At 63.2% G+C, this 19,112-nt stretch carries 20 protein-coding genes and 4 pseudogenes; 14 read left to right on the top strand and 10 right to left on the bottom strand.

The annotated features are described in order from the left end of the window. The first annotated feature begins 7 nt into the window (after positions 1 to 7). A complete protein-coding gene (locus M5I08_RS17190; RefSeq protein WP_219070366.1) occupies positions 8 to 1,492 on the top strand; it encodes an MFS transporter in 1,485 nt (494 codons plus the stop codon). A gap of 216 nt (positions 1,493 to 1,708) precedes the next feature. Here M5I08_RS17190 and M5I08_RS17185 read toward each other — a convergent pair whose 3' ends face one another. Next, a complete protein-coding gene (locus tag M5I08_RS17185) occupies positions 1,709 to 1,873 on the bottom strand; it encodes a hypothetical protein (protein ID WP_249762862.1) in 165 nt (54 codons plus the stop codon). 665 nt (positions 1,874 to 2,538) lie between these two features. Further along, complete coding sequence (locus M5I08_RS17180) at positions 2,539 to 3,339, bottom strand: transposase family protein (RefSeq protein WP_249762759.1); 801 nt, start codon at positions 3,337 to 3,339, stop codon at positions 2,539 to 2,541. Between the two features lie 160 nt (positions 3,340 to 3,499). On the opposite strand from M5I08_RS17180, the pseudogene M5I08_RS17175 reads away from it, so the two are divergent. Further along, positions 3,500 to 4,113: pseudogene (locus M5I08_RS17175) on the top strand (hypothetical protein). A gap of 4 nt (positions 4,114 to 4,117) precedes the next feature. On the opposite strand, the pseudogene M5I08_RS17170 reads toward M5I08_RS17175, so the two are convergent. Continuing rightward, positions 4,118 to 4,962: pseudogene (locus tag M5I08_RS17170) on the bottom strand (SDR family NAD(P)-dependent oxidoreductase). Between the two features lie 135 nt (positions 4,963 to 5,097). On the opposite strand from M5I08_RS17170, the gene M5I08_RS17165 reads away from it, so the two are divergent. Together M5I08_RS17165 and M5I08_RS17160 are read left to right on the top strand one after the other, a co-directional pair. After that, positions 5,098 to 5,850 carry a GAP family protein gene (locus M5I08_RS17165; protein ID WP_219070859.1) on the top strand — a complete coding sequence of 251 codons (753 nt, stop codon included), beginning with the start codon at positions 5,098 to 5,100 and terminating at the stop codon, positions 5,848 to 5,850. Positions 5,851 to 6,218: 368 nt separating this feature from the next. Then, a complete protein-coding gene (locus M5I08_RS17160; RefSeq protein ID WP_249762861.1) occupies positions 6,219 to 7,484 on the top strand; it encodes an integrase catalytic domain-containing protein in 1,266 nt (421 codons plus the stop codon). 67 nt (positions 7,485 to 7,551) lie between these two features. Here the strand turns inward: M5I08_RS17160 and M5I08_RS26965 are convergent, their stop codons facing one another. Next, the gene (locus M5I08_RS26965; protein ID WP_370328500.1) at positions 7,552 to 7,710 is read right to left on the bottom strand and encodes an integrase core domain-containing protein; all 159 of its coding nucleotides are present in this window, start codon (positions 7,708 to 7,710) and stop codon (positions 7,552 to 7,554) included. A gap of 266 nt (positions 7,711 to 7,976) precedes the next feature. Here M5I08_RS26965 and M5I08_RS17155 point away from each other — a divergent pair, with 266 nt between their 5' ends. Genes M5I08_RS17155 through M5I08_RS17145 form a run of 3 tightly spaced genes read left to right on the top strand, consistent with a single transcriptional unit; the run spans position 7,977 to position 9,687 of the window. Continuing rightward, positions 7,977 to 8,777 carry a transposase family protein gene (locus M5I08_RS17155; protein ID WP_249762759.1) on the top strand — a complete coding sequence of 267 codons (801 nt, stop codon included), beginning with the start codon at positions 7,977 to 7,979 and terminating at the stop codon, positions 8,775 to 8,777. Positions 8,778 to 8,809: 32 nt separating this feature from the next. Next, positions 8,810 to 9,349 carry a DUF732 domain-containing protein gene (locus M5I08_RS17150; protein WP_219070919.1) on the top strand — a complete coding sequence of 180 codons (540 nt, stop codon included), beginning with the start codon at positions 8,810 to 8,812 and terminating at the stop codon, positions 9,347 to 9,349. Next, complete coding sequence (locus tag M5I08_RS17145; protein ID WP_219070920.1) at positions 9,346 to 9,687, top strand: DNA cytosine methyltransferase; 342 nt, start codon at positions 9,346 to 9,348, stop codon at positions 9,685 to 9,687. The genes M5I08_RS17150 and M5I08_RS17145 overlap by 4 nt, the downstream gene beginning before the upstream one ends. Here M5I08_RS17145 and M5I08_RS17140 read toward each other — a convergent pair. The 4 genes from M5I08_RS17140 to M5I08_RS17130 form a co-directional block, all read right to left on the bottom strand. Next, on the bottom strand, positions 9,569 to 10,144 hold the full coding sequence (locus M5I08_RS17140) for an IS3 family transposase (protein WP_249763389.1): 576 nt from the start codon (positions 10,142 to 10,144) through the stop codon (positions 9,569 to 9,571). The genes M5I08_RS17145 and M5I08_RS17140 overlap by 119 nt on opposite strands. A gap of 159 nt (positions 10,145 to 10,303) precedes the next feature. After that, on the bottom strand, positions 10,304 to 10,582 hold the full coding sequence (locus M5I08_RS26960; protein WP_370328499.1) for a group II intron maturase-specific domain-containing protein: 279 nt from the start codon (positions 10,580 to 10,582) through the stop codon (positions 10,304 to 10,306). Next, positions 10,579 to 11,811, bottom strand: coding sequence for a group II intron reverse transcriptase/maturase (ltrA, locus tag M5I08_RS17135; RefSeq protein ID WP_249762860.1), 1,233 nt, complete (start codon positions 11,809 to 11,811; stop codon positions 10,579 to 10,581). Before ltrA ends, M5I08_RS26960 begins: the two co-directional genes overlap by 4 nt. Before the next feature lie 555 nt (positions 11,812 to 12,366). Further along, a complete protein-coding gene (locus M5I08_RS17130) occupies positions 12,367 to 12,648 on the bottom strand; it encodes a transposase (protein WP_249762859.1) in 282 nt (93 codons plus the stop codon). Between the two features lie 69 nt (positions 12,649 to 12,717). Between M5I08_RS17130 and M5I08_RS17125 the strand changes: the two are divergent. The 4 genes and pseudogenes from M5I08_RS17125 to M5I08_RS17110 form a co-directional block, all read left to right on the top strand. Next, a pseudogene (locus tag M5I08_RS17125) lies at positions 12,718 to 13,881 on the top strand (class I adenylate-forming enzyme family protein); the annotation flags it as partial. After that, positions 13,870 to 14,097: pseudogene (locus tag M5I08_RS17120) on the top strand (class II aldolase/adducin family protein); the annotation flags it as partial. The pseudogenes M5I08_RS17125 and M5I08_RS17120, both read left to right, overlap by 12 nt. A gap of 141 nt (positions 14,098 to 14,238) precedes the next feature. After that, positions 14,239 to 15,507, top strand: coding sequence for an amidohydrolase family protein (locus M5I08_RS17115; protein WP_219069033.1), 1,269 nt, complete (start codon positions 14,239 to 14,241; stop codon positions 15,505 to 15,507). Further along, a complete protein-coding gene (locus M5I08_RS17110; RefSeq protein WP_249762858.1) occupies positions 15,507 to 16,316 on the top strand; it encodes an MOSC domain-containing protein in 810 nt (269 codons plus the stop codon). Before M5I08_RS17115 ends, M5I08_RS17110 begins: the two co-directional genes overlap by 1 nt. Positions 16,317 to 16,910: 594 nt before the next feature. On the opposite strand, the gene M5I08_RS17105 is transcribed toward M5I08_RS17110, so the two are convergent. Beyond that, positions 16,911 to 17,498 carry a hypothetical protein gene (locus tag M5I08_RS17105; protein WP_219069022.1) on the bottom strand — a complete coding sequence of 196 codons (588 nt, stop codon included), beginning with the start codon at positions 17,496 to 17,498 and terminating at the stop codon, positions 16,911 to 16,913. A gap of 168 nt (positions 17,499 to 17,666) precedes the next feature. On the opposite strand from M5I08_RS17105, the gene M5I08_RS26955 reads away from it, so the two are divergent. Beyond that, positions 17,667 to 17,975, top strand: coding sequence for a trehalase-like domain-containing protein (locus M5I08_RS26955; protein ID WP_307728247.1), 309 nt, complete (start codon positions 17,667 to 17,669; stop codon positions 17,973 to 17,975). Beyond that, positions 17,930 to 18,619: a glycoside hydrolase family 15 protein gene (locus tag M5I08_RS17100; RefSeq protein WP_307728245.1), complete on the top strand. Its 690-nt coding sequence runs from the start codon at positions 17,930 to 17,932 to the stop codon at positions 18,617 to 18,619. Before M5I08_RS26955 ends, M5I08_RS17100 begins: the two co-directional genes overlap by 46 nt. Here the strand turns inward: M5I08_RS17100 and M5I08_RS17095 are convergent. Then, the gene (locus M5I08_RS17095; protein ID WP_249762857.1) at positions 18,616 to 18,756 is read right to left on the bottom strand and encodes a hypothetical protein; all 141 of its coding nucleotides are present in this window, start codon (positions 18,754 to 18,756) and stop codon (positions 18,616 to 18,618) included. The two genes, M5I08_RS17100 and M5I08_RS17095, sit on opposite strands and share 4 nt — an antisense overlap. A 36-nt stretch (positions 18,757 to 18,792) precedes the next feature. Here M5I08_RS17095 and M5I08_RS17090 point away from each other — a divergent pair, with 36 nt between their 5' ends. After that, positions 18,793 to 19,098 carry a hypothetical protein gene (locus M5I08_RS17090; protein WP_249762856.1) on the top strand — a complete coding sequence of 102 codons (306 nt, stop codon included), beginning with the start codon at positions 18,793 to 18,795 and terminating at the stop codon, positions 19,096 to 19,098. Positions 19,099 to 19,112 lie beyond the last annotated feature (14 nt).

The raw sequence follows: 19,112 nt of genomic DNA, 5'->3' as shown, positions 1-19,112 counted from the left end.
GAGCAGGATGAGCGAACGCGTGCAGACCGGAACCATCACCACGCTCGTGCCGGCACGGTTGGACCGATTGCCCTGGGCGCGGTTCCACTGGCGCGTCGTTATCGGTCTCGGCGGGGTATGGATCCTCGACGGACTCGAGGTCACGATGGTCGGCAACGTGTCGTCCCGACTCACCGAGAAGGGGAGCGGCATTGAACTCGACCCCGCACAGATCGGCGTGGCCGCGGCGGTCTATATCGCGGGAGCCTGCTTGGGCGCACTGTTCTTCGGTCACCTGACGGACCGCTTCGGGCGACGCAATCTGTTCATGCTCACCCTCGCGGTCTATCTGGTCGCCACCGTGGCGACCGCGTTCGCGTTCGCGCCTTGGTATTTCTTCATCACCCGCTTTTTCACTGGCGCCGGGATCGGGGGCGAATACGCCGCCATCAACTCAGCGATTGACGAGCTGATCCCGGCGCGTGTTCGCGGGCGTGTGGACTTGGTCATCAACGGGACATATTGGCTGGGTTCGGCCGCCGGAGCGGCGGGCGCCCTGCTCGTTTTGAACACGGCGAACTTCCCGGCCAACATCGGATGGCGGCTCGCCTTCGGCATCGGAGCGATCTTCGGCATCTTCGTCCTACTTGTCCGGCGCAACGTTCCGGAAAGTCCCCGATGGCTGTTCATCCACGGCCGCGAGCAGGAAGCCGAGCGGGTCGTCGCCGAGATCGAAGAAGAAATTCAGCAGGACACCGGCCAACCATTGCCTGAGCCGCGAGGGCAGCCGCTCAGAGTTCGCCAGCGCGAGACGATTTCGTTCCGCGAGATCGCCCAGGTGGCTTTCAAACTCTACCCGCGGCGCGCTGTCCTGGGGCTGGCGCTATTCATCGGGCAGGCTTTCCTCTACAACGGCGTGACCTTCAATCTCGGCACGCTGTTGAGCGGGTTCTACGGCGTCGCATCCGGGAAGGTGCCGCTGTTCTACATCCTCTGGGCGCTCAGCAATTTTGTCGGCCCCCTGGCACTCGGGCACCTGTTCGACACCATCGGCCGCAAACCGATGATCACGTTCTCCTATGTCGGTTCGGCCGTCGTGGCCGCCGTCCTCGCGGCGCTTTTCGTGACCCGGACTGGCGGCGTCTGGACGTTCATCATTGTGCTCGCGTTGGTTTTTTTCTTAGCCTCAGCCGGTGCGAGCGCGGCGTACTTGACCGTCAGCGAGATCTTTCCGATGGAGACCAGGGCGCTGGCGATCGCCTTCTTCTACGCCGTCGGCACCGCGATCGGCGGTATCACCGGGCCGTTGCTGTTCGGTCAGCTGATCAGTTCGGGTCAGCGTGGCCTGATGGTCTGGTCGTTCCTGATCGGTGCCGCGGTGATGGCGGCGTCCGGCCTCGTCGAACTGTGGTTCGGTGTCGCCGCCGAGCAGCGGCCGCTAGAAGAACTGGCGTTGCCGCTGACGGTGGCCGATGCCGAGCGCGAGCAAGAGTCCGGGCGCACTCCCGGCTAGGTCGGCGACGCCGTCGTTAACGCCGGCTGAACTCTTGTCGTACCTACCAGGACCCGGCCGCCGCCATCGCCGTTATGCGAGCTAGTCGACAAGGGGACACCGGACGCTGAGATTGTGGACAATCCGCAGCTGCGCAACCCGGGATTCACCGGGCAACGGCGCCGCCAAGTTCGCGACGCTAGCGGCCGGCGAGTATTGCCCGAACTACCTGACCGGCTAAACCCCGCTGCGAACCACCTCGTCGGCGATGGCGCGCATCCGCTCCGACAATCGAAGCAGATCGTGCTCGCCGATCCCGTTCTGCAGCGTGTATGCGAGTTGACGTAATTCGACGGAGCAGTTGCGCAATTCTTCACGAAGCCGCGCCTCAACGGTGAGCATGACCATCTTCCTCATACCGGGCCGGGCTCAAGACCCGACGATTCGACTTAAAAAATGTGGCTCTTCTGCTGTTTCCGTGGGTGCCCGACGGAGCGCTGGTCACGGGTTCGGTTGGGTGAACGCGGATCTGGGCCGCGCCTGCTACGGACGCACCCCTCACGCGTCAAGGGCGCTGCGCGTCGCTTCGCGATGGCCTTTGGCCACCCTTGACCCGCGAGCCTCTATGCGCCCTCCCGGCAGGCGAAAGGGCAGGTCACAGACCTGCCCTGGCCACTGGCGCGGCCCAGAGAACAAGCCTGTCCGGGCCTCGAAAGCCACCCACGGAAACGTCAGTAGATCCAAAAATGTATGCCGTCCAGTGGCCGGTCCGCGAGATATCGCGGGCCTTTTTTACATGACTTTGACATGCCACCTACGCCCTCGAGCAAGCTCGGGAAATTGACTTAGCCTCGCAGGCGTAGGTCTGCCGAAGCAGACGACATTTCTCGCCCGACTCGGGCTCGTATCTCATGGCACCGCAATGGGCTGACGGTAGGCGTCCACCCTGCGTGCGACATTAAGAATGTGGATGAGGTTGCTGAGAAATAAGCAAGCGGAGCCCCGGGCACGCAAAAGACAGCCTTTGTTCAGTTCGATGTATTTGCCGTCGGCAGACTGACGTTTTCTCAGTAATTTCCGCGTTGGAGAGTCGATAGTACGATCGCGGCGGCAACAACTGCGCCAATCCTGGTTGGACACAGGCGGATTCGACGGAGGCAGCGCCAACGCTGTTTGAGTTCGGCGTTGGCGCGTTCACCGATGGCACGCGCCGCGGTGAGCAGCATGTTGTAGCTCTGATTCTCCACGGCCAGGCCGCGGCCCTTGACCGGAGTGTGCACCCCGATCCCCGCTCCTTCGTAGCCCTTGTCGGCCAGCGTCGGCACCCCGTCGGCCGCGGACTTGTACAGCGCGCCCAGGCAGTGCGCGCGGGCGGCGGTGATGTCGTGCACGCTGCCCGGCTCGACCTCGCTCGACCACACCGGGAACCCGCCCGGGTCGGCCAGTATCTGCACATTGCCGCCCTGGGTTTTGTGCTTGCCCGAATACCACCGGTGATGGCCGGCCTCGTTGCGCTCGTCCACCCGGTCGATGGCGATCAGCGTCCCGTCCAGCGTCACGTGCGACCACTGTTCGGCCTTGGCCCGGTCGAGCACTTCGTGCAGGTCAGGAGCTTGTTCGGCGATCACGTCGATCGCCTCGTGCAGATAGCGGTAGCTGGTGGAGATCGGCAGCCCAGCCTCCATCGCCAACAACCGGATCGGGGCGTCGTCGCGGAACCACCGCAGCACCAGCTTGGCCTGCGTGCGCACCGTACCCGACCGCCGCCCGGCCCGCGTTCTGATCTCGCGCCGGTGAACGTGCAGCAGCGCGGTCACATGCAGCAGGGTTTCCTCCGGCACGTCGCAGATGGCAGAGTAGGTGAACACGTGGGGTCCTTTGCAGCGGAGCGGGTTTCCTCGTCGAAACCGAATCCTTGAGCAAGGACCCCACGCCCAGCCACTACGACACGCCGAAAACTCCAGTCACACCAGACTCACGAGCCCCAAGTGAGAAAACCTCACTTAACGTTCCTCCGGTGCAGCTCGCATCGCGCCGCTTGCACTCGTCAAACCGGCCAAGGCAAACCCCGACGTCGCGGTGACCGCCGTCGCGGCGCGTGACGTTTCCCGTGCGCCAGCCTTTGCGGCCAAACACGACATCGCCCGGATGCACGACAGTCATGACGCTCTACTCGCCGCCCCTGAGCTCGACGCTGCGGTCCACATGGTCCGCACATTCGGAGGCTCACGCCGGAAGTCATTTCAGTGCGAGCAAAAATGCGCGATCCGCAGGTCGACCGGGCCATGGCGGCCGAGGTGCGCGATTCCCCGAGGGGCACACGGGCCGGATCCGTTGCTCCATGTAGTCGTCGCATCTGCTGGAGTTCAGCGGCTCACGTGGTGGGCGACCGCGGCGAGCTTCGCGCAGTCAACCCGGTCATGCCGAAGGTCTACCATCGACTCTCAGTTCGATCAGCTGCCGGTAAACGCGTCGAGCATTTTCCGCGCCGCGCCTCCTACGCGTATCAGCTCGACGCCTTCGCCGCGGCAGTACTGCGCGGTGAACGGGTCAAGACCACGCCCGAAGACGCGATCGAGAACATGACCGTTATCGATGCGATTTATCGCGCTGCCGGCTTGCCGCTGCGCGAGCCGAGCTGATCGGTCAGGGCGCGACGGGGCGGTTAGTCCATTCTCGGTGGGGCCGGCGTGAGGATCGAAGCCACCCACCTGCTGCCGCGGTGCCACCGTCGGTCGGGATCGTGTGGCCGGTGACGAACCCCGACACGCCGGAGGCCAGAAACAGGATTGCCCGGGCCTGGTCATCGGGCAGCCCTATCCGCCCGACCGGAACCCATTGCGGCCACTGCAGCTGTTCTTCGTCGGAGAGCCACTGCGAATGCGGCACCTGCAGTGATTCGGTGACGTCGGGCCCGATTGCGTCGACGCGCACCCGTCGCGGCCGACCCTGCACCGCAAGGCTGCAGGTGAAGTGGATGACGGCGGCTTTGAAAGCCGCATAGACCGGGTCATCCGGGCAGCCGCGCAGCCCTTCGACCGACGAGACGTTCACAATCGCGCCGGCCGCCTTGGTCCAGCATGGTCGGCAGGAAGGCATGCGGCACGAGGAAAACGTGGTGCAGGTTGGTACAGCTCCTCCCACACCTGGGAGTCGGTGCCGACGAAGTTGCCCGGGTGGCGAAGCCAGTGGCCCACGTTGTTCACCAGAACGTCGACCCGGCCGAAGCGCTCGACTACTGCATGCGCCAAGCCGCCGACCTGGTCGACGTCGCGGACATCGGCGACGAGAGCGAGAGCTGACCCGCCCCCGTCGACGATCTCGTCGGCGATCTGCTGAGCGCGTTCGGAGTCGATATCGGCAATGACCACGTCGGCGCCGTGCTGTGCGAATAGCCGCGCCGTCGCCGCGCCGATACCGCCGCCGCCGGTCACCACCGCAACCCGGTCCGCCAGCAGTGCGCCGGCGACCGCCGCGTCGTCGATCGTCATATCATGGCTCCTCGGGGTGGTAGAGCACTCAACGCTTAGGCTTACTCAACGTAATCAACGCGGCATTGCGGATCTAATTCTGGCGCAGCCAGCTTCGATACCGACCAACACAAGCGGGGCGGTAGGTTTGCGGCCATGTGGAGCTCGCTGTTGGCGCTGGCGATTCCCATCGCGCTCGACCCGGTGCGTCTCGGACTCAACCTTCTGCTGGTTTCCCGACCACGGCCGGCACGGGACTTGCTTGTCTACTGGGTCGGTTGCGCGCTAGTCGGCTTTTTCTTATTGCTGATCCCGATTCTGGTGTTGCATTTCACGCCGAGTCTTTCTTCGTTCGTGCACGACTTGGCGAACCCGGCCACGGCCGCCAGTGCAGGCGTCCGCTACCTCGAAATCGTCGCGGGTGTGGTCGTTTTATCCGTCGCGGCTTTCTTGACGGTCGGCTTTTTCGGGCGTCAGCGAGCGCGCCTGGCGACACGCGGCGCCAGCACGTCGACCTTGGTGCTGGACTCCGATGCGCCGAATCTCTGTGTAATCCGTCGTCTGGTCGGCCGGGCCAACACCGCTTGGGAAAGCGAGTCCTCGTGGGTCGCGTTGGCGATGGGGTTCTGGGCCGGGCCTAATCCCGCCATGGTTGTCTTCGGCCTCACCACCGTCCTGACCTCGGGAGCCCCCCTTGGCGTGCAGGCCGGCGCCGCCATCGTCTTCATTGTCGAGACGCTTGCGGTTGTCGAAATCGTTCTGCTCGGCAACTTGATCGCACCAGCCAAGACCCAGGCGCTTTTGCGACGGCTACATGACTGGGCACGGTCCTACCGCCGGCAGATCCTGGTCGCGATGTTGGGATTGGTCGGGCTCGCGCTGGTGGCGCAGGGCATCGGCGCCATCTGAGCTGCCGCAAATCGGCTGACGGCCCGGTGAGGCGTCCCGTGCATCGAGTGTGAATCCTGGGCTTCGACCGTGAATCTTGGGCGAGAAAAGCGAAACTTCCGCCCTCCGTTCACACTCACTCGGAGCCGTCCGGCCGCATCCTCAACAACCGTCGATACTGACCTGCCCGGCCGTTTTCGGACAGTTGTTTATTTATCGTTTTAGGCGGCCCTGTGGTTATTGAACCATTCGGATTCTACCTCATTCGGCGTGCAGTAGTCCAGTGCTCGACTTGACTCACGAAAAGTGCCCGCGAAACACCCTCGGTGCCTCACATAAGAATGCCCGCGAAACGGTGACCGTCGTTAGGCATGGAATGTGGGTTGTCGATGACGTCTCGTGCCGAGATCACCACCAGGTACGCCAAGGCGTATGTGAAGGCCTCGAAGAAGAACAGGGGGCAGATTCTGGACCAGATCGTTGAGGTGACGGGCTGGTCGCGCGACAACGCCCGCCGCAGGCTCACGGCAGCGGCAAAGCGGCCACCGGGGCCGGGGCGCAATGTGGCGAAGCGGCCCCGCAAGCCCAGGGCTGTGAAGTTTTCCTACGACGCGCTCAAGGTGCTGCAAAGGGTTTGGGCCGCCTCGGGTGGGCAGTGCGGGAAGTATTTGGCTGCTTCGATGCGCTTGCAGCTCGACGGCCTGCAACGCCACGATGAGCTGGCCTTCGGTCGTGACCGCTACAGCCCGGACGTGCGTGCCGAGCTGCTGGAGATGAGCGCGGCGACGATTGACCGCTATCTGGCGCCGGCGAAGGCCAGGGACCAGATCAGTGGTGTTTCGACGACGACACCCTCACCGCTGCTGCGGAATTCGATCAAGGTTCGCAGGGCTGGCGATGAGGTAGAAGACGAACCCGGTTTCTTCGAGGGTGATACGGTCGCGCATTGCGGCCCAACACTCAAAGGCGAGTTCGCCCGCACCCTCAACCTCACCGATGTCCATACCGGCTGGGTGTTCACCCGCACCGTGCGCAACAACGCCAACACCCACATCCTGGGCGCACTGAAAGCAGGAGTGCATGAAATACCTTATGAGGTAACCGGTTTGGACGTCGACAACGGGACCGAGTTCCTGAACAAGGCTGTCATCAAGTGGGCGGCGCAGATGGAGATCTTCTTCACCCGCTCACGGCCCTACAAGAAGAACGATCAGGCCACGATCGAGTCCAAGAACAACCACCTGGTGCGCCGATACGGATTCTACTACCGCTACGACACCGACGAGGAACGCGCGGTGCTCAACCGGCTCTGGCACCTGGTCAACGACCGGCTCAACTACCTGACCCCCACCATCAAACCCATCGGCTACGGCTGCAGCCGCGACGGTCAACGCCGCCGGCTCTACGACAAGCCCATGACCCCGCTGGACCGGTTGCTGGCCGCCGGGGTCCTCTCAGCGGCGCAGAAATCGGAGCTGCTCACCTACCGACACAGCCTCAACCCGGCCGCGATCGCCCGCCAGATCGCCGACCTGCAGGCTGCCCTGCTCAGACCCGCCAAGGACAAGACCGAGCAGCTCTACCTCGCCTCTATACCCGCCGCCCCGCCCGACGTCAGATCCGGCATCCGCACCACGAACAAGACGGCCAGCTGACCCTGATTTCGCGGGCATTCCTACGTGAGGCATGGATCAGGTTTCGCGGGCATATTTACATGAGGCATTACGGTGCTAAATGAAGTCGTTTGTTGTTGTAGCGCAGTTCGATGTATTTGGTGATGTCCTTTCGTGCGTGTTCACGTGTGGGATAGACGGTGCGGTTCACTCGCTCGTTTTTCAGGGTGCCGTTAAACGATTCGGCCCAGGCGTTGTCGTAACACACACCGGTGCGGCCGACGGAGCGCAGGATGCCAAGCCCTTTCGCGTGATCGGCGAAATCCTGGGAAGTATACTTGAGTCCCGCGGTCCGAATGGAAAATTGTCATTCCGGCAGTGATAGGATCTACACCCACACTGAGGTTTTCTCACTTGGGGCTCGTGAGTCTGGTGTGACTGGAGTTTTCGGCGTGTCGTAGTGGCTGGGCGTGGGGTCCTTGCTCAAGGATTCGGTTTCGACGAGGAAACCCGCTCCGCTGCAAAGGACCCCACGTGTTCACCTACTCTGCCATCTGCGACGTGCCGGAGGAAACCCTGCTGCATGTGACCGCGCTGCTGCACGTTCACCGGCGCGAGATCAGAACGCGGGCCGGGCGGCGGTCGGGTACGGTGCGCACGCAGGCCAAGCTGGTGCTGCGGTGGTTCCGCGACGACGCCCCGATCCGGTTGTTGGCGATGGAGGCCGGGCTGCCGATCTCCACCAGCTACCGCTATCTGCACGAGGCGATCGACGTGATCGCCGAACAAGCTCCTGACCTGCACGAAGTGCTCGACCGGGCCAAGGCCGAACAGTGGTCGCACGTGACGCTGGACGGGACGCTGATCGCCATCGACCGGGTGGACGAGCGCAACGAGGCCGGCCATCACCGGTGGTATTCGGGCAAGCACAAAACCCAGGGCGGCAATGTGCAGATACTGGCCGACCCGGGCGGGTTCCCGGTGTGGTCGAGCGAGGTCGAGCCGGGCAGCGTGCACGACATCACCGCCGCCCGCGCGCACTGCCTGGGCGCGCTGTACAAGTCCGCGGCCGACGGGGTGCCGACGCTGGCCGACAAGGGCTACGAAGGAGCGGGGATCGGGGTGCACACTCCGGTCAAGGGCCGCGGCCTGGCCGTGGAGAATCAGAGCTACAACATGCTGCTCACCGCGGCGCGTGCCATCGGTGAACGCGCCAACGCCGAACTCAAACAGCGTTGGCGCTGCCTCCGTCGAATCCGCCTGTGTCCAACCAGGATTGGCGCAGTTGTTGCCGCCGCGATCGTACTATCGACTCTCCAACGCGGAAATTACTGAGAAAACGTCACTGCAGGAGAAGGAAAATGATCATGACCGACGACACCCGCACACAGCTAGGCCCGCACGCTGAGGAACCGCCAACACAATTCGCGGACTACCCACTCGCGACTGAGGGGGGTCCTCCCGAAGCGTATTCCGCTGAGCAGGAGATCCCCGCGCCGCGCCGGCGGTTGTGGCGCGACCCGCGCACACGGGTGACCGTCAGCCTGACGGCGGCGCTCACCGCAGCCACCGTCGCAGCCTACCTGGCTGGCGCTGCGCATCCGCGGATCGAACAGGCCGCGCCTATCGTCAAAACGGTGATAAAAACAGTGACAAAAACTGTTCCAGGGCCGCCGGACGACGACGGCTACATTAAAGCGCTGAACGATGAGGACATAACCGGCGACCCGACGGGACTATTAACTCAAGCGCACGATCTGTGCGCAAACCTGTATGACGGTAAGACGAAAGACCACGAGATCGGTGAAATTGACCACGGCAATCCTGGCCTGCACCCTGGGGACAGCGTCATGATCCTGCTCAAAGCGGAGCAGTTCTTCTGCCCGTCCATGGAAAAAATCCCGTGAAAGTCGGGTCGCTGTTCTCGGGCGCCGGCGGTTTAGATTCGGCTGTCGAGAAGCTGTTCGGCGCGCAAACGGTGTGGCAGTGCGAAAATGATCCGGCCGCGGCGGCCGTGCTGGCGCGCCGCTGGCCTGAGGTCCCGAATCTGGGGGATGTCACTGCGGTGGACTGGGGGTGTGTCGAGCCTGTCGACGTGCTGTGCGGGGGGTTCCCATGCCAAGACGTCAGCGCTGTCGGGTTGCGCGCCGGCATGCGCCCCGGCACACGCTCCGGTCTGTGGGCGCAGTTCCGCGACGCGATAGCCGAATTCTGTCAGCAGCCATGGATAATGCGTCGCAGGTGAGTGCCGATGTCATGGTGGAGTCCATGGCATATCCGAGGACTTTCTTGCTGAAACAATCCAGCACGGTCGCCAGGTACAACCATCCTTCCCAGGTGCGGATGTAGGTGATGTCCCCGACAAGCTTGGCCCCGGGCGCGGTCGCGGTGAAGTCCCGGTTGACCAGATCAGGCAGGCCGGCGATATCGCCAGCGATCGTGGTGACAGGCCTAAACGGCCGTGGCTGGCAGGCCACCAGGTGCAGATCACCCATGATCTGGCGGACGGTGTCGTCGTCGATCTGCTCACCCTGGCGCGCCAGCTGGGCATGCACACGCCGGTAGCCATACGTGTGGTCGGAATCGTCGAAGATCGCCACGATCAGGTTCTCCAAGCGACGCCGTTCGAGGTCCCGGGCACACGGTACATGGTTTTTCCACGCGTAATAGCCCGACCGGGACACTGATACGGCATTGCACATCATGGCCACCGAATAGTTGCCTTCTTCAGCGGAAATAGCTGCGTAAACGTCTACGGTTGCTGTTTCTTCGCGAAGAAGGCGGTAGGTCGAGTGGCCCGGGGGAATCTCACCCCCGGGCTCTCACAGAACCGTGCGTGACAGTCTCCCGTCACACGGCTCTTACCATCCAGTCGCCATGAAGCCACGGGTATATTCCCAGTGAGCAAACATTCGAGGATATCGTTCCCCCAAGGCTTTCCACCAGGCGTTGACCTTCTTGAACCCGTGCAACCGTCGATATTTCTTGCGAGCCCACCGCACCAAGTAGGTATTGATGCGTTTGCACAGCGCATACAGTTTCGTCCGATAGAACAGACCGTAATATCGCAGCCAGCCTCGCACGATGGGGTGTTGGGCGTCAGTCCGAATGCACACGGATTGGTCATTGAAGGCGATCATGTCCATTCCTCGATACGTGCCGCTTCCTGCCGCCGGGAGGAGGGAGTCAAGGTGGAGTCCCCGCAGCGTAGCGAGGAGAACCGACCTTGACGCCCGACGAATGGTGGCGATGATCGGCAGCGAGGAATGGCCTTGAAGGTGGTCGCCTTGAGTGTCCGTTGGTCGTCATTTTCAGCGTCGCGCAACATGGGGTTGATCCATCGTGCGATCCGGCCCAGAGTCCAATCCGTGTGTCGGTGCAGGCCCCAGCTGCGGACCTCCCGGTTGATGCGTTTCTCCGCGTCGCGGCTGATGGCAGGCAAGAACGAGGTGAACAACTCCCCGAACTTGTTGCGCGCCGACCGCATTCGGAACTCATAGCCGAGGAACGTGAACGAGGTGTGCTCGGAATCGAGCGTGCGCTTGTTCTCGTCCCGGCAGTAGACGATCTTCGTCTTGTCCGGATGCAGCTCCAACCCCACCGCGGCGAAACGTTCCCCAATGGCGGCCTTCAGCATCAGCGCCTGACGCTCACTGACACAGTGGATCACCGCGTCATCCGCGTACCGTTCGAAGTCGACGTCCGAGAACTTCCGGGCCATCCACATGTCGAACGCGTAGTGCATGAACAGGTTCGCCAGAATCGGCGACACCGCGGACCCCTGCGGGGTACCTCGATGCCGCACCTCTTGCGTCCCGTCCGGGAGTTGCAGCGGAGCCGAAAGCCACCGCCGCACATACAACACCACCCAGTCCTGGTCGGTATTGGCCCGAACCGCTTTGACCATCAATTCGTGGTCGACGGTGTCGAAGAACTTGCGGATGTCCAGATCGACAACCCAGTCCTTCTTGAAACACCGCTGTCGGCATGACGCGACTGCGTCCAGCGCCGAACGCTTGGGTCGATAGCCGTAGGAGCCCGGATGGAAAATTGGCTCCACCCGCTTTTCCAGTTCCATGGCCACCACCGTCTGCGCAACCCTGTCCGCGATCGTCGGCACACCGAGCACCCGCACACCGCCGCCAGCCTCCGGGATCTCCACCGCCCGCACGGGCGGCGGAAAGTACGTCCCCGACGACATCCGGTTCCACACCTTGTAGAGGTTGCCCTTCAGGTCGGACTCGAAGCCCTCGATGGACAACCCGTCCACACCGGCGGCACCCTTGTTGGCCTTGACCCTGCGATACGCCTCCGCAACAGCCCATTTCGATATCTCGAACGGCTTTCCCAGCGATTTCGATTGCTTCATCCAGCTCCTCCCGGCTGCCGCCGGTTGACTGCTTCACCAACCCGAATGGTCCGGCCCCTTTGCTCCGCGCCCATTACAGGCGGTTCAGCGCTACTACGAGCCGGTCCGCCAGCACACCCCGCGTCGGTACTCAACGGCTCACAGTTTCTGCTGCCCGCCGCGCTCCCTCTCGCCCTCACCGAAGCGAAAACTGTATCGGGGCATGCCTTCCCACGTTCCGCGTGAACGCCGCAGACCAGGATCACGTCGCCTCCATGCCGGACACCGCCTGGCCAGAAATCGGGATACCCGCCAAACTCATCCCGGCGCCAAAAAGAAGCCCCGGTTTCGATGCCATCTCATCCATTTCGACACGTCGTCAGCGATTCACTCGCGTTCGTCTTCCTGATCCCCACCTGACGCTTCTAACAGCGCCTTTTCCTCATCGCTCACCACGACGGTCTTCAGCCAACGCAGCATGAGGCGGTTTGAAGCCTCCCACCCGACGGGCGACTCCGAAGGGCCACAACCCCTTCATCATTCACACAGCACCACGTTCCTCCGCGATCTCCTACATCACGCAGCCTCCCGTGTTCGTGGCACACCTTTTCCCAGGAACTCGACCTCCTGTTCCAGTGATTTCACACGCCGTCGCAGCCGACGCAACTCGTCCATTTCTGATTCTGTCAATTTATCGCCAATCTCGGGATGTTCCTCCTTATACTGGCGGACCCATCGCGAGACAGACTGTTCCGACACGTTGTTTTCGCGTGCAATATCAGCAATCGCACGCGAATGCTCGATCACCTCCAGTGCAATACTGGCTTTAAACCCAGCGGAGAACCGGCGACGTTCCATACTTGCGACTCCAATTCGGCTCGGCCTCAACAATAGTCAAGGCGTTGTCCGAAAGTCGCCGGGCGGGTCATACCGTACCGCGCAAGCGGTCTGACCACCACGCTCTCCGACGCCGTGCGTCGCAATGCCGAACAGTCGCCGGACCGCGTCGCCTATGTCGACCATCCCGGCGTGTCGTTAACCTGGCATGAATTCGATTACGCCGCACGATCTCTGGCGCAACAGCTAGCCGGCTTGGGCGTCACACCGGGTGATCGAGTCGCGTTATGGCACGGCGACTCGACTGCGATCCATGTGCTGTTCGTCGCAATCGAACGCTGCGGTGCGGTGGTCGTCGATATCGGCGCACGCGCCGGCACCCGCGAGGCCGCGCAGATACTGGGCAGTGCGCAGCCGAAGATCCTGGTCGCCGACCAGCAGCGCAGCGGCCTGGCAGCGGGCATGGCCACCGAGTCGATGGTCTTGAGCCACGACGCGGGTGCGCTGTGTCTGAATACCGACGCGACGCCCACGGCGCTGACGGTCGAGTCTCAGCTCGGCCCGGACGACGTCTTCCTCATCAATTCCACCTCGGGTACCACCGGGGTGCCCAAGTGCGTCGCGCACACCCAAAATCGTTGGTACTACTTCCACCAGAAGGCCGTCGCCCACGGGCTGCTTACACCGGACGACATCTTCTTGCCGGTCATTCCAACACCTTTCGGCTTCGGGCTATGGACCAGCCACACCACCCCGATCTGCCTGGGCGCCACCGCAGTGGTCCTGGGACGTTTCACCGCCAGAGCGACCTCTGAGGCAATAGCCCAGCACCGGGCCACCGTATTGTGTCGTGTCAGCACGCAACTGACGATGCTGATGGCCGATTCCGCATGTCGGGACTACGACTTGAGCTCGTTGCGTGTCGTTTTCACCGGTGGCGAGGCACTGCCCTACCGGCCGGCTGCCGAGTTCGAGGAGCTTACCGGGGCAAAGATCCTGCAGTTCTACGGCTCCAACGAAACCGGCCTGCTGAGCGGGACGACCTTGCACGACTCGCAGCCACGCAGACTGCGCATCTGCGGCCGCAGCGTTGCGGAAATGTCGGTCCGGCCCTTCGACGGCGACGACGATGTCACCGCGGCCGGCCGAGGCCAGCCTGCCTGCCGTGGTCCGGCGACCAGCCTCGGCTACCTCAGCGGTACTGACCACGATCAGTTGTTCACCCGTGACGGGTGGACGCGGATGGGCGACATTGTCCACACCGAACTGCACCATGTCCGCGGCGACGCCCGCGTGGTCATTCACAACCACCCGTATTACGTGTACCTGCTTGCCGTGCTGGGCATGCTGCCCGAGCTCGTTCATCAGGCCGATTCGCTGTTTCTGGATGACCTGTGCCTCGTCGACAGATATGACGGCGAGATCGACGGTCGTTCCCGCGCAGCGGCTCTCGCGGCCCGCATTGGTGGCGCGAACCTGACCATTTTGGCCGACCACGGCGTTATCGCGACCGGCCGCAGCCTGGCCGACGACCGGCTTCGCCACCACCGCGCACCCGAAGCCGTCACCGCACACTCGATCGCGCCGGTCCTGCAAGGAGATAATCGAGAAATGAAATCGATCGACGAGCTGGCCGCCAACCTGAACTTCGCCACCGCCAAAACCGGCGACGAGCGCTCTGTCACGTTTCTGCCGGACCCAACGCGGGCGCCCCGCCGCTACACGGTGATCTCGGTCGACGATCACATTGTCGAATCGCCGGACACATTCACCGGACGCTTGCCCCGCAGATTGGCCGACCGGACACCCCGGGTTGTGGACATCGACGACGGCGGGCAAAACTGGGTTTACGACGACCGAGAACTGCCTAACGTCGGGTTCAACGCAGTGGTCGGGCGGCCGGTGTCGGAGTACGGCTTCGAGCCGGTTCGGTTCGATGAAATGTGTTGTGGCGCATGGGATATCCACGACCGCATCAAAGACATGGATTTGAACGGCATCTACGCCTCATTCAACTTTCCCTCGTTTCTGCCAGGGTTTGCCGGCCAGCGGCTGCAGCAGGTGACCGACGATCGCGATCTGGCGTTGGCCTGCGTGCGGGCACGGAATGCCTGGCACCACGAGGTTTGGGCGGGTTCGTATCCCGACCGGATCATTGCACGTCAATTGTCCTGGCTGCTGGATCCCGAGCTGGGCGCCACAATGATCTCCGAGAACGTGGAGCGCGGCTTTCACGCCGTCACATTCAGCGAAAACCCCGCGCTGCTCGGGTTGCCCAGTATTCACTCGGGGCATTGGGATCCGATGATCGCGGCGCGCGCCGAAACCGGCACGGTCGTGAACCTTCATATCGGATGTTCTGGTTCGTCGCCGTCTACCACTGAAGACGCGCCACCAGATGTGCAGGGTGTGTTGTTCTTCGCCTATGCCATTTCGGCAGCGGTCGACTGGTTGTACTCCGGGCTGCCCAGCAAGTTTCCGGATCTGAGGATCTGTCTGTCCGAAGGCGGGATCGGCTGGGTGGCGGGGTTGCTGGATCGCCTTGACCACATGCTCAGCTACCACGCGATGTACGGAACCTGGGCGTCGTCGGGTGAGCGCGTCACTCCTGCAGAGGTTTTCACCCGCAACTTCTGGTTCTGCGCGGTGGAAGACAAGTCGTCGTTCGTACAGTGCGACCGGATTGGCGTCGACAACATCATGTTGGAAGCCGATTACCCGCATTGCGACTCCACCTGGCCGCACACCCAAGAGGCGATCCACGAACAAATCGCGGATCTTCCGCAAGGCGTGATCCGCAAAATCACCTGGGAGAACGCTTCGCGGCTGTATCGCCATCCGGTGCTGCCCGAGGTGCAGCGGAATCCTGAAGCGTTCTGATGACTGCGATGCACGTGGAGAGCCTGCGACGCTACCCGGTGAAGTCGATGCTCGGCGAGATCGTGCCATCAATATTTGTCGATGAGCGTGGCGCGTCGGGGGACAGGCGGCTAGCCATTGTCGACGCGGAGACCAACCGGGTCGCCAGCGCCAAGCAGCCGCGGTTGTGGCGCAAGCTTTTACAGTTCACCGCGAGCGGGGACACCGGTCGGGTATGCATACGGTTGCCCGACGGAGCGACCATCGCGGCCGACGATCCCGGTGTCGACGAAGTGCTCTCCAAGCTGGTGGGACGGCCAGTCAGCCTGGTCAGCACGCGCCCGCCGGGCGCCACCCTGGAGCGGCCCGATCCCGAGACGGTGCTGGAATTGGGTGAAGATGCCGAGGTTGCGGGTCAGGTCCTCGAGATCGCCCGAGCGACGCCCGGCGACTCGTTCACCGACCTCGCACCGCTGCACGCGATTACCACGACCACCGTCGGGCACATCGGCACCGAGGCGCTGCGCTACCGACCCAACCTGGTCATCGCCACTCCGCACGACTATCCGCCCTATGCGGAAAACGACTGGGTCGCCCGGGATCTGACCATCGGCAAGACGAGGTTGCATGTTTTGAAGCCAACGTCACGATGCGCGTTGCCCACGCTCGAGCACGGCGAGCTACCGCGAGCACCCCACGCACTTCGCACCCCGGCGGCCGAGAACCGGGTCGAATCACCGGGATCCGCTGCGCTGCCCTGCGCCGGGGTCTACCTGACGGTGCTAAAGGAAGGCACGATTCGCATCGGCGATCCGGTAATTCTGCAGTAGCGTCGGCCACCCGCGCATGTCGGGATCGATAGACTCCGCGGCCATGATCGTCCATCATTCAGCGCTGACGGGTCGGCGCATGTTGATCACCGGCGGTGCACCGACATCGGTGCCGCCGCGGTGCAGGTGCTGCACGACGCGGGGGCGCACGGCCCCGATGCCGGGCATTCATCGATCAGCAGATGAAGTTGTCGATTCCGCTCGGCGGCCGAGCGGACCCGCTCGGTGGATCGTCTCGGTTTCGAGATGCTCTGCGTGTTCGGCATGCCGCCGGTCGACTACGTGCGCCTCGTCGCAGATTTGGGATGCCACAATATCACCACTGGCATGATTGGCTTCGCGCCAGTGAAAGTGCTCGGTATCAACCGTTTTCGCTACGCGACGATCCCCGGCTGCGCCGAGAGCTCCTTGCGGCGATGGGCGAACGCGGGGTGTCGATCTCATTGGGGGAGGGCTTGCTGATTGCGCCGGGAGTCGACGTCCGTTCGTACGCTGCCGATCTGGACATCCTGGCGCAACTGCGGATCCCGCGAATCAACACCGTCAGTTTGGAGCCGGACCGGATACTTCCCTGCGTCGAGAGCGCCCGGGCGCTTAGCTGCCGAGGCCCTTCTTGATGGCCTCGTCTTGTTTGCGACCGACGTCGGCAACGAATTCCGGTGGTGCCAGTGCATATGACGGACCATCGAATTCCATCGTGACGAACGCCTTGCCCTCGGTGAAGAGCAACATCGTGACTCCCTTGGAGTGATCCGGCGAAGGCCCTGAGATCGTCGCGCCGTCGACCCCGACATCAACCCCTAGGGGTTTGGCGAGCAAGGCTTCGTGGTGAACCGCCTTCGCCGAATCCAGCGCGTTCGCAGCGGCCGCAGGGTCCAGCATGATCTGGATCGTGTCGATAATCGTGTGTGCCTTGTCTTGGTCGGTGAACGTGATTTGTGCGCCCTGCTGGCCGTTCGGGTTATTGACCGGTGGGCCTGCGGTGAAAGGTTCGGGTGCGTTGATGTCACTGGCCTTGATCAACAGCTGGGTGTAGTCGCCTTGCTGTGCTACGTGCATCGAGGTGGTCGATCCCGATGTCGGCGTCGAGGGCTTTGAATGGCTGCTGCAGCCGGCCACCGACCCCCCCGTCAGCGTTGACGCCGCGATCACACCGGCGATAACCGGGTGGGAAATCCTCATCGGGCCGTGCTCCCTTCAACCGGGCTAATCGGGAAACGGTAACCCAGGTGAGATCTGTCTGGTCGGATGTCGCCGTTGTCGGCGATGTGAGCACACTCGGAACGGCTACCGCCAAGCGAAACCGGGTATGCCCGCGTGGTGGGTGCAGCGTCTGATGCGGGCCGCCGCATGCAACTAGGCGAAACGGTTTCCGAGCAGCTCCTGCCGCAGGTGTTACGGCAATACGCCTTGCTCGCGGACGGGGAGCGGGGAATCCTGGTTGGCCCGCGAGGCGATTTTTGCTGGATGTGTTTGCCGCGTTGGGATGGCGCTGCGCTGTTCAATTCGCTGCTGGGCGGTGGCGGCGTGTACGCGGTTTCGCCGGACGATGCGCGATTCGTGTGGGGTAGGCAGTTGCTGCCGCCGGCGCCCGCCCGCTGCTCGATGACGCGGTGCGCTATGCCAGTGAGCGCATTCTTGCCGACGGCCCTGCGCTGAAGCCCGCCTACTCGGCCGCGGGCGAGGCGGTGCCAGACGAGCACGACGTGGACCTTCCGGGTTACCCCGGCGGCGGTTTCGCCGAGGTGGGCAACTGGGTGACCGACCAATTCCAGCTCGACGCGTACGGCGAGGCGCTACTGCTCTTTGCCGCGGCCGCCCGCCTCGACCGGATGGATTGGACCCATTGGCAGGCAGTCCAGACCGCCGTCGACGCAATCGAAAAGAGATGGCGTGAGCCCGACTCCGGAATGTGGGAATTGGACAAAAACCACTGGGCGCATTCTCGGCTGACGTGCGCGGCGGGGTTGCGCGGCATCGGTGCGGTGGCGTCACGACAGCAGGGCGGCAAATGGCAGCGTCTGGCCGATCTGCTGGTTGCCGACACTGACACCGACTGTTTGCACCCATCCGGCAGATGGCGGCGGGCGCCCGATGATCCACGGATCGATGCGGCGTTGCTGATGCCGTCGATCCGCGGCGCAATCCCGCCAAACGATCCACGTACCGTCGCTACCATCGAGGCGGTCCGCGCCGAATTGAGTCAGGACGGATTCATCTACCGGTTCCGACCGGATCGGCGTCCACTCGGCGAAGCCGAAGGCGCCTTCCTACTCGACCCGCGCGACGCGGAAAACGGTTAGTCTTTCAGGGCAGCGGCAATGACCTGTGCGATGTGCATCGGGCGGTGATCGGCGGAGAGCTCGCGGATTTGGGTACGGCAGCTGAACCCGTCAGCAAGGACCAGCGCATCGGGATCGGCCTTGCGCAGCGCCGGCATGAGTTTGTCTTCAGCACAGGCTGCCGAAACGTCGTAATGACCCTTCTCGAAGCCGAAATTGCCTGCCAAACCACAACATCCGGCGTCGAGGACATCCAGCTCAACTCCGGCATCGACAAGCAGCTGCCGGTCCTCGCCGCAGCGGTGTTGAGTTGGCCGGTGGAGATCCACGTCAGCCCGCAACATACGGTTCGGCGTGGAACCTCGACAGCGAATCCCGCCGATTCCAGCACCGCGACAGCGGCTTTGCCGACCTCGGGATCGAAGTTGTTGACGAAGGTATCCGGCCAAAGCAGCACCCGCCCGCGCGCCGCGGGGGTGGGCGCCGACCGGCGGTGGTGAAACCATCTAGTGAA

It is taken from the genome of Candidatus Mycobacterium methanotrophicum, from assembly GCF_023515995.1.
Taxonomy (GTDB): domain Bacteria; phylum Actinomycetota; class Actinomycetes; order Mycobacteriales; family Mycobacteriaceae; genus Mycobacterium; species Mycobacterium methanotrophicum.
The sequence above is the reverse complement of the archived record's forward strand: the minus strand, read 5'-3'. Positions and strand labels throughout refer to the sequence as shown.

Bases quoted from the DNA above. Each gene is read 5' to 3' on its own strand.
- M5I08_RS17190 (WP_219070366.1), top strand. From the start codon at position 8: ATGAGCGAACGCGTGCAGACCGGAACCATCACCACGCTCGTGCCGGCA.
- M5I08_RS17185 (WP_249762862.1), bottom strand. From the start codon at position 1,873: ATGCTCACCGTTGAGGCGCGGCTTCGTGAAGAATTGCGCAACTGCTCC.
- M5I08_RS17165 (WP_219070859.1), top strand. From the start codon at position 5,098: ATGTGGAGCTCGCTGTTGGCGCTGGCGATTCCCATCGCGCTCGACCCG.
- M5I08_RS17160 (WP_249762861.1), top strand. From the start codon at position 6,219: ATGACGTCTCGTGCCGAGATCACCACCAGGTACGCCAAGGCGTATGTG.
- M5I08_RS17150 (WP_219070919.1), top strand. From the start codon at position 8,810: ATGACCGACGACACCCGCACACAGCTAGGCCCGCACGCTGAGGAACCG.
- M5I08_RS17140 (WP_249763389.1), bottom strand. From the start codon at position 10,144: ATGTGCAATGCCGTATCAGTGTCCCGGTCGGGCTATTACGCGTGGAAA.
- M5I08_RS26960 (WP_370328499.1), bottom strand. From the start codon at position 10,582: ATGATCGCCTTCAATGACCAATCCGTGTGCATTCGGACTGACGCCCAA.
- ltrA (WP_249762860.1), bottom strand. From the start codon at position 11,811: ATGAAGCAATCGAAATCGCTGGGAAAGCCGTTCGAGATATCGAAATGG.
- M5I08_RS17130 (WP_249762859.1), bottom strand. From the start codon at position 12,648: ATGGAACGTCGCCGGTTCTCCGCTGGGTTTAAAGCCAGTATTGCACTG.
- M5I08_RS17115 (WP_219069033.1), top strand. From the start codon at position 14,239: ATGAAATCGATCGACGAGCTGGCCGCCAACCTGAACTTCGCCACCGCC.
- M5I08_RS17110 (WP_249762858.1), top strand. From the start codon at position 15,507: ATGACTGCGATGCACGTGGAGAGCCTGCGACGCTACCCGGTGAAGTCG.
- M5I08_RS17105 (WP_219069022.1), bottom strand. From the start codon at position 17,498: ATGAGGATTTCCCACCCGGTTATCGCCGGTGTGATCGCGGCGTCAACG.
- M5I08_RS26955 (WP_307728247.1), top strand. From the start codon at position 17,667: ATGCAACTAGGCGAAACGGTTTCCGAGCAGCTCCTGCCGCAGGTGTTA.
- M5I08_RS17095 (WP_249762857.1), bottom strand. From the start codon at position 18,756: ATGCCGGCGCTGCGCAAGGCCGATCCCGATGCGCTGGTCCTTGCTGAC.
- M5I08_RS17090 (WP_249762856.1), top strand. From the start codon at position 18,793: ATGACCCTTCTCGAAGCCGAAATTGCCTGCCAAACCACAACATCCGGC.